The sequence below is a fragment of the Ruegeria sp. YTSA105 genome (genome assembly GCF_059610225.1).
Window position 1 is genome coordinate 60,279 of sequence record NZ_JBXWNE010000005.1, and the last position, 12,362, is coordinate 72,640.

At 57.8% G+C, this 12,362-nt stretch carries 8 protein-coding genes; 6 read left to right on the forward strand and 2 right to left on the reverse strand.

From position 1 onward, the window contains the following. Positions 1–11 precede the first annotated feature (11 nt). The gene (locus tag AC2FH2_RS08555) at positions 12–3,062 is read left to right on the forward strand and encodes an efflux RND transporter permease subunit (protein ID WP_142636582.1); all 3,051 of its coding nucleotides are present in this window, start codon (positions 12–14) and stop codon (positions 3,060–3,062) included. A gap of 60 nt (positions 3,063–3,122) precedes the next feature. On the opposite strand, the gene carB is transcribed toward AC2FH2_RS08555, so the two are convergent. Further along, the gene (gene carB / locus AC2FH2_RS08560) at positions 3,123–6,467 is read right to left on the reverse strand and encodes a carbamoyl-phosphate synthase large subunit (protein WP_496823315.1); all 3,345 of its coding nucleotides are present in this window, start codon (positions 6,465–6,467) and stop codon (positions 3,123–3,125) included. A 177-nt stretch (positions 6,468–6,644) separates the two neighbouring features. On the opposite strand from carB, the gene AC2FH2_RS08565 reads away from it, so the two are divergent. The 4 genes from AC2FH2_RS08565 to aspS all read left to right on the forward strand — a co-directional run bounded on the left by AC2FH2_RS08565 (position 6,645) and on the right by aspS (position 10,897). After that, on the forward strand, positions 6,645–7,772 hold the full coding sequence (locus AC2FH2_RS08565; protein ID WP_496823316.1) for an aminodeoxychorismate synthase component I: 1,128 nt from the start codon (positions 6,645–6,647) through the stop codon (positions 7,770–7,772). Beyond that, positions 7,727–8,374 carry an aminotransferase class IV family protein gene (locus AC2FH2_RS08570; RefSeq protein WP_496821918.1) on the forward strand — a complete coding sequence of 216 codons (648 nt, stop codon included), beginning with the start codon at positions 7,727–7,729 and terminating at the stop codon, positions 8,372–8,374. Before AC2FH2_RS08565 ends, AC2FH2_RS08570 begins: the two co-directional genes overlap by 46 nt. Next, on the forward strand, positions 8,371–9,042 hold the full coding sequence (locus tag AC2FH2_RS08575) for a CPBP family intramembrane glutamic endopeptidase (protein WP_496823317.1): 672 nt from the start codon (positions 8,371–8,373) through the stop codon (positions 9,040–9,042). Before AC2FH2_RS08570 ends, AC2FH2_RS08575 begins: the two co-directional genes overlap by 4 nt. 79 nt (positions 9,043–9,121) lie before the next feature. Continuing rightward, positions 9,122–10,897 (forward strand): aspartate--tRNA ligase, encoded by a 1,776-nt coding sequence (gene aspS, locus AC2FH2_RS08580; protein ID WP_496823318.1) that lies wholly within the window; start codon positions 9,122–9,124, stop codon positions 10,895–10,897. 194 nt (positions 10,898–11,091) lie between these two features. Here aspS and AC2FH2_RS08585 read toward each other — a convergent pair whose 3' ends face one another. Further along, positions 11,092–11,808, reverse strand: coding sequence for a response regulator (locus tag AC2FH2_RS08585; RefSeq protein ID WP_281972676.1), 717 nt, complete (start codon positions 11,806–11,808; stop codon positions 11,092–11,094). Positions 11,809–11,942: 134 nt separating this feature from the next. Here AC2FH2_RS08585 and mce point away from each other — a divergent pair, with 134 nt between their 5' ends. After that, positions 11,943–12,347: a methylmalonyl-CoA epimerase gene (gene mce / locus AC2FH2_RS08590; protein WP_142636596.1), complete on the forward strand. Its 405-nt coding sequence runs from the start codon at positions 11,943–11,945 to the stop codon at positions 12,345–12,347. The last annotated feature ends 15 nt before the right edge of the window (positions 12,348–12,362 follow it).

Here is a 12,362-nt window from a genome sequence, read left to right on the forward strand (position 1 = left end):
GGGGCGGATTGATGAACATCGCACGCGCATCCATTGATCGCCCTATCTATACATGGCTGGTCATCCTGATCGCCTTGTTCGGCGGCATCTGGGGATTTCTGTCGCTTGGCCGTCTGGAAGATCCAGCCTTCACAATCAAAAACGCCGTCATCGCTACCCAGTATCCGGGGGCAACGGCTGAACAAGTGGCGCTGGAGGTTTCAGAGCCACTGGAATCCGCCATCCAGCAGATGGGCGAGGTCAAGACAATCACATCAATGAACCAGCCCGGTTTTTCGCTGATCGAGGTCGAGATTAACTCAGCCTATGATGGGACCGAGCTGCCGGAGATCTGGACCAAATTGCGCGCCAAGGTCCGTGACGCCTCACGGGAGCTGCCATCGGGGGTGGGTGATCCGCTGGTCAATGACGGGTTTGGCGATGTGTTTGGCTTGTTTTATGCGGTCACGGCCGAGGGCTTCTCGGACGCTGAAAAACATGAGCTTTCCACATTTCTTCGGCGCGAACTACTGACGGTTGACGGTGTCGCTGATGTCGAGGTGATGGGCCTGCCGCAAGAGGCGATCTTTATCGAACCCGACCTGTCTATTTCGGTGAACCAGAACGTGCCTCTGCAGGCGCTTACCGACGCGATTACAAATGCGGACTCGGTAAACTCGTCGGGGTCATTGCGATCAGAAGATGGCCGGACCGCGATATTAACCGCCGAAGGGTCCGATACGGTTTCCGCCATTGCTGGCCTTTCTGTTGGATCGCAGGGCCAGGTTATCAACCTGTTCGATATGTCGAATGTACATCGTGGTCGCCTAACCGATCCTAATGTCATCATCCGGTTCAACGGGACCGAAGCCTTCACTCTGGGTATTGCTGGGCTTTCGACTGATAATATCGTTGAGGTCGGCAAGCGTGCTGACGCGAAATTTGCCGAGTTGGATTCTCAGATCCCCTATGGTGTCGAAATCCTGCCGATTTACCAGCAGCACGTCGTTGTTGAGCAGGCATCGAACGATTTTCTGGTGAACCTCGCGCTGTCGGTCTCTATTGTTGTTGCGGTTTTGGCCCTGTTCATGGGTTGGCGCGCGGCTGTGGTTGTGGGAACAACTCTGTTGCTGACCGTGGTTGGCACGTTGTTGTTCATGGCATTGTTCTCGATCGAAATGGAACGAATTTCGTTGGGCGCTTTGATCATCGCGATGGGTATGTTGGTGGACAACGCCATTGTGGTGGCCGAAGGAATGCAGATTGCAATGCTGCGCGGCAAGAATTCGCGCGATGCGGCGGATGAGGCTGCGGCCAAAACGCAAATCCCGCTGTTGGGAGCAACGGTGATTGGCATCATGGCTTTTGCCGGGATTGGTCTTAGCCCTGATGCGACGGGTGAGTTCTTGTTTTCGCTATTTGCTGTTATCGGGATATCGCTGCTGCTGAGCTGGACCCTGGCACTGACGGTGACTCCGATGCTTGGGCACTATTTCTTCAAGCAGGGCAAAGAAGGTGAAATTGATGCCTATGGCGGGATCATGTTCCGTGTTTATGGCGCGATCCTAAACTGGGCGCTGCGGTTCCGTTGGATGGTGATTGCAATGCTGGTGGGCATTACGGTGGTCTGTTTCGCAGGATTTGGCTTGGTCAAACAACAGTTCTTTCCAGACTCGAATACACCGCTGTTTTTCGTGCATTACAACCTGCCGCAGGGCACACCCATTGCGCGCACCGCCGAGGATATGGCTGTTTTCGAAAACTGGCTGGCGGATCGGGACGATGTGGTATCTGTCACGACATTTGTTGGGCAAGGAGCAACTCGTTTTTTGTTGACCTACTCTTCGGAAAAACCGAACCCCAGCTACGGTCACATGATCATCCGGACGGAAACATTGGATGACATTCCGGCTTTGCGGGCGGATCTCGAGGCGTTTGGCTCGGCGCAGTTCCCCGAAGGCAAGTTCCGCACCAAGCGGCTGGTCTTTGGTCCTGGCGGCGGTGATCCAATTCAGGCCCGTTTCTCGGGAAGCGATCCGGCGGTGCTTCGGCAACTTGCGAATGAGGCTGTGCAGACGATGCGCGCGGCCTCGCCCAATGCGCTGAACGTCTATCACGACTGGCGCGAACAAGGGCTGGCTGTCCAGCCAATTTATGCGACCGAACGGGCGCAGACCGCTGGGGTGTCGCGCGAAGATATCGCGGCGACTCTGCAATTCTCGACCGATGGGATCACCGGTGGTGTGTTCCGCGAGCGCGACCGCCTGATTCCGATCATCTTGCGCCGCCCGGTGGACGGGGATTATTCGATCGTGGATCAGGTTGTATTCTCGGACCAGTCGCAGAAATTCGTACCGATCGAGCAGATGGTCGACAGGTTCGAATATAAGGCACTCAATACGCTGGTTCACCGCCGGGATCGTGTGCTGACCATTACGGTAGGGGCCGACATCCCGCCGGATTTGACAGCTGCGCAGGTTCATTCCGAAGTCCGCACAGCCATCGAAAGCATGGAGCTGCCAGCGGGCTATCGACTGGAATGGGGTGGAGAGTTCGAGAATGCTGGCGATGCAAATAAAAGCCTGGGTCGTCAGTTGCCGTTGAGCCTGTTGATCATGGTTCTGATTTCGGTGCTGATATTCAACGCCATTCGTCAGCCGATCATTATCTGGCTGTTGGTACCGATGTCGGTAAACGGAGTGGTGATCGGTCTGCTGGGCACGGGTCTGCCGTTCACATTTACGGCGCTACTGGGACTGCTTAGCCTATCGGGGATGCTGATCAAGAATGGTATCGTTTTGGTCGAAGAGATCGATTTGGTACGTGCAACCGGGCAGGGGCTGCGTGAATCGATCATCGAGGCTTCGGTCTCGCGTTTGCGCCCCGTGATGCTGGCCGCGATCACGACGATTTTGGGTATGGCTCCGTTGTTGACGGATGCGTTCTTCAGGTCGATGGCGGTGACCATCATGGGTGGTCTGGCCTTTGCCACGGTCCTTACCATGGTGGCGGCCCCCGTGTTCTACATGGTGTTCTTCCTGCCGGAGGAACGGCGCAAGAAACCACCGCAGCCGGTTGTCTAAATGAAAACCCCCGGTCATGGACCGGGGGTTTTGCTTTATTCTGGTGTAGTGGGGGGAAGGTCAGCCTTGCAGGGACCTGACCTCGACATCACCTTCGGCCTGCGCCTTTATCGCCAACGCGGCAGCGTGGCTGGCGGCGGCGGTGGTGAAATATGGGATCTTGTCATAAAGCGCGATGGATCGGATGGCCTTGCTGTCCTCGACCGCCTGTGCACCTTCGGTGGTATTCATCACCAACTGTACCTGACCATCTTTAAGCATGTCAGCCACGTCGGGGCGACCTTCGTAGACCTTGTTGACCAGATCACAGGCAATACCGTGCTCGGCCAGCCAGCTTTGCGTTCCGCGGGTGGCGACAAGGGCAAAGCCCTGCGCGGCCAGAACCTGTGCAGCCTCAAGCATGGCAGGCGTCTTGTCGGCATCCTTGATCGAAATAAACGCACGTCCCGAGGATGGCAGCACCATTCCCGCACCCATCTGTGCTTTGAGGAAGGCGCGGGGGAAGTCGCGGTCCCAGCCCATGACTTCTCCGGTCGAGCGCATCTCAGGCCCCAGAATAGTGTCGACGCCGGGGAACCGGGCGAAGGGCAGCACCGCCTCTTTCACCGAGAACCACGGCATATCCGGGTCTGCCAGTGTCATCTGGTCGGCGATCTTGGTGTCGTCCACGGTCTTGTAAGCCGGGCGCAACGGGAAATCCGCCAGCTTCTCGCCGGCCATCACACGCGCGGCGATTGAGGCGATGGCGCTGTCCGTCGCTTTGGCCACGAAGGGCACGGTACGCGAGGCGCGCGGGTTGACCTCGATCAAGTAGATATCATCATCCTTGATCGCGAATTGAATGTTCATCAAGCCGACAACGTTCAGCGCCTTGGCCAGCTTGAAGGTCTGCTCTTTGACCCGGCCAATCACTTCTTTCGACAGCGAGTAAGGTGGCAGCGAACAGGCGCTATCGCCCGAGTGCACGCCGGCCTCTTCGATATGCTGCATGATGCCTGCGACATGAACATCCGTGCCGTCGCACAGCGCGTCGACATCCAGTTCAACCGCGCCCGCCAGATAGCTGTCTAGCAGCACAGGGCTGTCGCCCGAGACCACCACGGCCTCGTTGATATAGCGCCGCAGCTGGTCCATATCGCGCACGATTTCCATCGCGCGGCCACCCAGAACATAGGAGGGACGGATCACCAGCGGAAAGCCGATATCCTCGGCGATTTTCAGCGCTTGCTCGTCGGTCGATGCGATGCCGTTATTGGGCTGTTTCAGGCCCAGATCATTGACAAGCGCCTGGAACCGCTCGCGGTCTTCGGCCAGGTCGATGGCGTCGGGCGTGGTGCCGAGGATCGGAATGCCTTCTTCTTCCAGCGCATTGGCCAGTTTCAACGGGGTCTGCCCGCCGAACTGAACGATCACACCGTGCAGAGTGCCGTTTTCCTGTTCTTTCGTTAGGATTTCCATGACGTGTTCGAATGTCAGCGGTTCAAAGTACAACCGGTCCGAGGTGTCATAATCGGTTGAAACCGTTTCGGGGTTACAGTTGATCATGATGGTCTCATAGCCCGCATCGGTCAGTGCGAAGCAGGCGTGACAACAGCAATAATCGAATTCGATCCCCTGACCGATCCGGTTGGGGCCGCCGCCCAGGATAACAACTTTCTTGCGGTCACTCGGGCGCGCCTCGCACTCAACATCACCCATCATAGGGGCTTCGTAGGTTGAGTACATATAGGGCGTCTGCGCCTCAAACTCGGCAGCGCAAGTGTCGATGCGCTTGAATACTGCGTTAACACCCAGATTGCGGCGGGCGCGGCGTACATTGCCTTCGTCACGGCCTGTCAGGTTGCCCAGGCGCGCATCGGTAAAGCCAAGCATTTTCAGCCTGCGGATGCCTTCTTCGGTCACCGGCAGGCCGTCTTTGCGCAACTGACGCTCGGCCTCGATGATCTCGCGGATGCGGGCCAGGAACCAAGGGTCAAATTTGGTGACCCCAAAAATCTCATCATTGGTCAAACCGTGACGCATGGCCTGCGCGATGGTGCGCAGACGGTCGGGGGTTTGCTTGCTGATCGCTTTGATCACCGCGACTTTGTCACTGACCTCGTCCCAGACACCAACGTTCAGGCCGGGGATTTCTACTTCATCAAAGCCAGTCAGGCCGGATTCCATCGAGGCCAGCGCCTTTTGCATCGATTCGTGGATCGTGCGGCCAATGGACATGGCCTCACCCACCGATTTCATCGCCGTGGTCAGGTAAGGTTCAGAGCCGGGGAACTTTTCGAACGCAAATTTCGGAATTTTTGTCACGACATAGTCGATGGTTGGCTCGAAGGAGGCGGGCGTGACCTTGGTGATGTCATTGTCCAGCTCGTCCAGCGTATAGCCAACAGCCAGCTTGGCCGCGATCTTCGCAATCGGGAACCCGGTCGCCTTGGACGCCAGCGCGGACGAACGCGACACGCGGGGGTTCATCTCGATCACGACCATTCGGCCGTCTTCGGGGTTGATCGCCCATTGTACGTTCGAACCGCCAGTCTCGACCCCAATCTCGCGCAGAACGGCGATGGAGCCGTTGCGCATGATCTGGTATTCTTTGTCGGTCAGTGTCAGGGCAGGGGCCACAGTGATCGAGTCGCCGGTATGCACACCCATCGGGTCGATATTCTCAATGGAACAGACGATGATGGCGTTGTCGGCCGTGTCGCGTACCACCTCCATCTCATACTCTTTCCAACCCAGCAGGCTCTCATCGACGAGGATTTGGTTTACCGGCGAGGCATCCATGCCCGAGCGGCAGAAGTGAATATAATCCTCGCGGTTATAAGCCACACCGCCGCCGGTGCCGCCCATGGTAAAGGCGGGGCGAATGATGGCAGGCAGGCCGATGTCTTCCAGATCGCCCAAGGCAATCTGGACGCCAGCATCAAGATCGGTGGAGCCGTCGTCGCGCTTGGGGGCGGTAACGATGGTGGCCTTGGGGTTTTCGATGCCCAGCCGATCCATCGCTTCGCGGAATAGTTTGCGGTCTTCGGCCATTTCGATGGCGTCGCGGGTCGCACCGATCATCTCGACACCGAACTCGTCCAGTACGCCCATCTCTTCCAGTGCAAGTGAGGTGTTCAGTCCGGTCTGCCCACCCATTGTGGGCAACAAGGCGTCGGGGCGTTCTTTCTCGATGATCTTGGCGACAACTTCGGGCGTGATCGGCTCGATATAAGTGGCATCGGCCAGACCGGGATCGGTCATGATTGTAGCTGGGTTTGAGTTTACCAGAATGACCCGGTATCCTTCTTCGCGCAGGGCTTTACAGGCCTGTGCGCCTGAATAGTCGAATTCGCAGGCCTGACCGATGACAATGGGGCCCGCCCCGATGATCATGATCGACTGGATGTCGGTTCTTCTCGGCATAGCCTGTTTCCTTCGGTTAACTGCGAGTCAGGGCACCGCCCGCGTGCCCAAATTGTTCTGCGTTATAGGGACCGCGCCAAAAGGTTCAAGAGGTATCGGAAACAGGGGCGAAATTGCCGCTTTCCCCTCTTTCCCTTACCGCCGTATTGTCTATACCGCGCAGCACGACAAATGAGGATGCACGTGCGTATTCGTTTTGATCAGGGGCCGGCCGGATCGGGAACTTATTTCGAACGGCCAGACCGGGTGATCCGCGCAGACAAAGCGGATGACGTGCCACAGGCTTTGGCGGCGCTGGATGAGGCACGCGCGGATGGGGCCTGGCTGGCCGGTTATGCAAGCTATGAGCTTGGATATGCGTTGGAACCCCGCCTGTTGGTCCGGATGCCTACTGACCGCCGCCTGCCACTGCTGTGTTTCGGCGCCTATGATGCGCCAGGCCAGTGCGATCTGCCCGCACCTCTAGGCGGTGTTGCCGAATTCACACCGCGCTGGGACGAGGCAAGATATGCACGCGCCTTTCAGCAGGTCCATGATGCGATCGGGGCAGGGGATATCTATCAGGCCAACCTGACGTTCCCCATTGACCTGACATTGCAAGGGGATAGCGCCGCGCTTTATGCGGCGTTGGCTGTGGGCCAGCCGGTCGGTCACGGAGCGCTGGTTCAGCAGGATGATTTGCCCGATTTGCTCAGCCGCTCGCCAGAGTTGTTCTTTCGCACCGGTGCAGATCGGACGATCGAAACCCGCCCGATGAAGGGCACGCAGCCGCGCAGCGAAGACATGGCCGAGGATGCGCGCCGCCGCGATTTCCTGTCGGTTGACGACAAGAACCGCGCCGAAAACCTCATGATCGTCGACCTTCTGCGCAATGATATCAGCCGGGTTGCGCTGCCGGGGTCCGTGAAGGTACCCGAGCTTTTCAAGGTCGAAACATATGCAACCGTGCATCAGATGATCTCGCTGGTGCAGGCACAGCTGCATCTTGGGGCAGAACTTTCCGATATCCTAAACGCTTTGTTTCCCTGCGGCTCGATCACAGGCGCGCCCAAAATTCGCGCGATGGAGATTTTGACCGATCTCGAACCCTGGCCACGCGATATCTATTGTGGTGCTATCGGCTGGGCCGCGCCAGACGGGCGATCCGAGTTCAACGTGGCTATTCGTACGCTGATGGTCGAGGGCAACAAGGCCACGCTGAATGTGGGTGGGGGTGTTGTCTGGGACAGCACAGCCCCATCCGAATATGAGGAAGCGCTATGGAAGGCACGTTTCGCCCACCAGCTGACCCTGACTTCCGTCTGATCGAAACGCTGGCATTCCGGCCAGAGAGCGGGTTTGTGCGCGTTGGAAAACACCTGGCCCGGATGGAGCGTTCGGCACGGGCATTGGGGCTTCCTTTCGATGCAGGGCGCGCGATTGCAACGCTTGACCAAGTTGCGGGTTCAATCTCGTTGCGCTGTCGATTGACGATGGACATCAGTGGCGGGTTTGGCGTGACAACTGGTGCACTGGCGGATAACCCGTCCGTCTGGCGGGTCGCAGTTTCCAATACGAGGCTTGCCGCCTCTGATATCTGGTTGCAGCACAAGACGACGCAGCGCGATGTTTATGACCGGGCCCGGGCGGCACTGCCCGAGGGCGTAGATGAGTGGCTGTTTCTGAATGAGCGTGACGAAGTGTGCGAGGGCACCATCACTAACATCTTTCTGGACATGCCCGATGGTCGTTGCCTGACGCCGCCCTTGTCCTCCGGTTTGCTTCCCGGGATCTTGCGCGAAGACTTGCTGGAAAATAATAAAGTCAGCGAGGCGGTGCTGACCATGACCAACCTGCAAAGCGCGGAAAGGTTCTGGATGGGCAATTCCTTGCGAGGCCTGATCTGGGCAGAATTGGCGGTACTGTGAACAGGCAAACCGATTGGGCTGAAGCCGCAGCATCTTCCCGTTGGTTGCGACTGGAATTCGGTTTGTTCTTCGTCGCCATACCTGTGCTGATCGCCGTACTTTTCCCGCCAAACTGGATGTTTCCATCGCTGTTTACCTTTACGGCCATCGGGATCGTGTTGTTGCATTTCACGCACGGATTTGCTTGGGCTGAATTGCGATATAACTGGCGCAACTGGTCCTGGTCCGAAGTCGCCGGCTTTGCTGTGGGAATGACACTGTTTTGTGTTGCGCTAGTACGACTGACCCGTCCCGAAGCTGCCTTTTTCCTGTTGCACAACCAACCCGAGCTGCTGGCGATGATTTGGGTGTTTTACCCATTCGTTTCCGCCCTGCCGCAAGAGCTGCTGTTCCGGTCGCTGTTCTTTCGTCGCTACCACGCAATCCTGCCCAATGGACGCACAGCTTATCTGCTGAATGCATCGCTCTTCTCGCTTGCGCATCTGATGTATTGGAGCTGGATCGTAGCTCTGATGACATTTGCCGGAGGGCTGCTGTTCACCTGGGCCTATCGCAAACGCGGATCGTTTTTCTATGCGGTTCTGCTGCATGCCATCGCGGGGAACATCATCTTTGCGGTGGGTCTGGGCATCTATTTCTACTCAGGCAACGTGCAAAGGCCGTTTTGACGGTGCGACTTGCCTTGACTTTCCCAGTCTGACGCGGTGTATCGGCCCGACCAATTCTGCGCCCGAAGGGATATGATCCATGCACGCCTATCGCAGCCACACCTGCGCCGCTCTGACCGCCGCCAATGTCGGTGAAACCGTTCGCCTGTCTGGCTGGGTGCATCGGGTCCGAGATCACGGCGGCGTTCTATTCATCGACCTTCGCGATCATTTCGGCGTCACACAGATTTTGTGCGACGGCGACAGCGCGGCATTCGCCGAACTGGAAAAAGTCCGCTCGGAATGGTGTATCCGTATTGATGGCACAGTCAAAGCGCGCGCCGCCGATCTGGTGAACGCGAAATTGCCCACGGGCGAGATCGAAGTTTACGTGCGCGAGTTGGAAGTACTGGGCGCCGCTGACGAGCTGCCCCTGATGGTGTTCGGCGATCAGGAATACCCTGAGGAAACGCGCCTGCGCTATCGCTATCTGGACCTGCGCCGCGAAGTGATGCAGCAGAATATGACCTTGCGCTCGGACGTTGTTGCCTCGATGCGCCGCCGGATGTGGGATCAGGGCTTCCGCGAGTATCAGACGCCAATCATCACGGCGTCCTCGCCTGAAGGCGCGCGTGACTTCCTTGTGCCGTCGCGTTTGCACCCGGGCAAGTTCTACGCGCTGCCGCAGGCCCCACAGCAGTTCAAACAGCTGATCATGGTGTCGGGCTTCGACAAGTATTTCCAGATTGCGCCCTGTTTCCGCGACGAAGATCCGCGTGCCGACCGCTCACCCACCGATTTCTACCAGCTTGACCTTGAGATGTCGTTTGTCGAGCAGCAGGACGTATTCGACACGATTCAGCCCGTTCTGACCGGCGTGTTCGAAGAGTTCGGCGGCGGCCGTAAAGTCGATCAGGACTGGCCGCAGATTTCCTACAAGGACGCGGCACTGTGGTATGGCAGCGACAAGCCCGACCTGCGGAATCCTATTAAAATGCAAGTGGTCTCCGACCACTTCCGCGGGTCTGGGTTCGCGATTTTCGCGAAGCTGTTGGAGCAGGATGGCACCGAAATCCGCGCCATACCAGCGCCCACAGGCGGCAGCCGCAAGTTCTGCGACCGCATGAACGCATTTGCCCAGAAAGAGGGTCTGCCCGGCATGGGCTATATCTTCTGGCGCGATCAGGGCGAAGGGATGGAGGCCGCCGGTCCACTGGCCAAAAACATTGGCCCTGAACGGACCGAGGCGATCCGCCAGCAGTTGGGTCTGGGCGTCGGAGACGCTGCGTTCTTCCTGGGCGGCAAACCGAAAGCCTTTGAAAAGGTGGCCGGCAGGGCGCGCGATGTGATCGGTGATGAACTGAACCTGACCGAGAAAGACCGCTTTGCCTTTGCCTGGATCGTCGATTTCCCGATCTATGAGCAAGACGAAGAAACCGGTGCGATCGACTTTGAACACAACCCCTTCTCGATGCCGCAGGGCGGGATGGAGGCGCTGCAGGGTAATCCTCTTGACGTGCGCGGTTATCAATATGACCTGGCCTGTAACGGATACGAGCTGGTCTCGGGCGCGATCCGGAACCACAAGCCCGAGATCATGCTGAAGGCTTTTGAGCTGGCTGGCTACGGCGCGGATGAGGTGAAATCCCGCTTTGGCGCGCTGTTCAACGCCTTCCACTATGGCGCCCCGCCGCACGGTGGCTGTGCAGCTGGTATCGACCGGATCGTGATGCTTTTGGCCGATGAAGCCAATATCCGCGAAGTCATGATGTTCCCGATGAACCAGCGTGCCGAGGATCTGATGATGCAGGCACCGTCCGACCCGGCCTCGGACCAGCTGATGGAGTTGGGCCTGCGGATTATCCCTCAGGACTGATAGAAAACCCGCCACAGTCGCCTGTGGCGGTTTTTTCTGTTTTCAACCCATTCCCAATTCGCTGTTAGCGGGTTTACAGGAAATGGTCCTTTTTCCTCTCGCGGCTGTTCCGAATGTCACGCGCGCTGACGCGTGTCTGTCTGTATGCCCACAGACAAAGGAGCGATGCGGTAATTAGATATGCGGTTGTCACTTCAGATAGCCTCGCGCTGTTCCAGACGGGCCTGCACTATTCCCGCAACCTGGGCTGTCAGAGCGGTGATGGGCATACCTGCGGCGCGTGAGGCTGCCAACTGCTGGGCGGCTTCGGCCAGAACCGTATCTTCAGCATCACGGGCAACGCCGCGCAGGAATTGGGCCGCATAGTCCAGTGACCAATGGTCATTCGGTCCGGCCAGAACATCTGCGATATGTGCCATGTCGTCCTGATAGGCCATAGGATCGGGGCATATCACCTCATCCTGAACGGCGTGGAGTGTGCAGGGGCGGCGGTCTTCAGGTAGACAATTCAGAATAGACGACTGGAAATAGGACAGTGAGTTAAGCGGTTTGGCAAGAAACCCGTCCGCGCCAACCTCTGTCGCAAGGGTTTCTGAATTGTCGTCTCCTGACATGCCCAGGATCGCTCCGATCCGGGGCGTAGTCATGGCCAATTCGGCAATCAGATCAGCACCAGAGCCATCTGGCAGCCCCATATCCACCAAGATCACCGAAGGTCGATAGATCTGAAGATGGCGTCGGGCGGATTTCAGGCAATCGGCTCGCCTGATCCGCGCACCCGAATGCAAACACATTAACCGGATGGCGTCGCAGGCATAGCGGCTGTCCTCAACAACCAAAATGGTTTGTCCCAGCAGCGGCCGCGTGGCCGTTGGCTGTGCGGGTGCGGTGAAGGGGCTCGAATCGTCCATGGGAGAACTCCTATTCAGCAGATGCTTCACGCTAGGAACTTCTGGCTAACACGGGGTTAACGGCAATTTGGCGCACTTGTCCTTTGCCTGATCTGTCCCCATAACCGCTGCAACGCAGAAGGTAGGAGAGTTCCATGATTGGCCGCTTAAACCACGTTGCCATTGCCGTCCCTGATCTTATGGCGGCGTCTGAACAGTACCGCAGCGCTTTAGGTGCCAAGGTTGGCGCGCCGCAGGATGAACCTGATCACGGCGTTACTGTGGTGTTCATTGAATTGCCCAACACCAAGATCGAGTTGCTTTATCCTCTGGGCGATGACAGCCCGATCAATGGTTTTCTAGAGAAGAACCCCGCCGGCGGAATCCATCATGTCTGCTATGAGGTGGAGGATATCATTGCCGCGCGTGATCACCTGAAAGAAACCGGCGCCCGGGTGTTGGGTAGCGGTGAACCCAAGATCGGCGCGCACGGGAAACCGGTTCTTTTCCTGCATCCCAAAGATTTCAACGGCTGTCTGGTCGAGTTGGAACAAGTATAAACACCGGAGGTGTAC

Excerpts from the sequence above, each read along its gene's own strand:
- AC2FH2_RS08555 (WP_142636582.1), top strand. The coding sequence starts at position 12 with ATGAACATCGCACGCGCATCCATTGATCGCCCTATCTATACATGGCTG.
- carB (WP_496823315.1), bottom strand. The coding sequence starts at position 6,467 with ATGCCGAGAAGAACCGACATCCAGTCGATCATGATCATCGGGGCGGGC.
- AC2FH2_RS08565 (WP_496823316.1), top strand. The coding sequence starts at position 6,645 with ATGCACGTGCGTATTCGTTTTGATCAGGGGCCGGCCGGATCGGGAACT.
- AC2FH2_RS08570 (WP_496821918.1), top strand. The coding sequence starts at position 7,727 with ATGGAAGGCACGTTTCGCCCACCAGCTGACCCTGACTTCCGTCTGATC.
- aspS (WP_496823318.1), top strand. The coding sequence starts at position 9,122 with ATGCACGCCTATCGCAGCCACACCTGCGCCGCTCTGACCGCCGCCAAT.
- AC2FH2_RS08585 (WP_281972676.1), bottom strand. The coding sequence starts at position 11,808 with ATGGACGATTCGAGCCCCTTCACCGCACCCGCACAGCCAACGGCCACG.
- mce (WP_142636596.1), top strand. The coding sequence starts at position 11,943 with ATGATTGGCCGCTTAAACCACGTTGCCATTGCCGTCCCTGATCTTATG.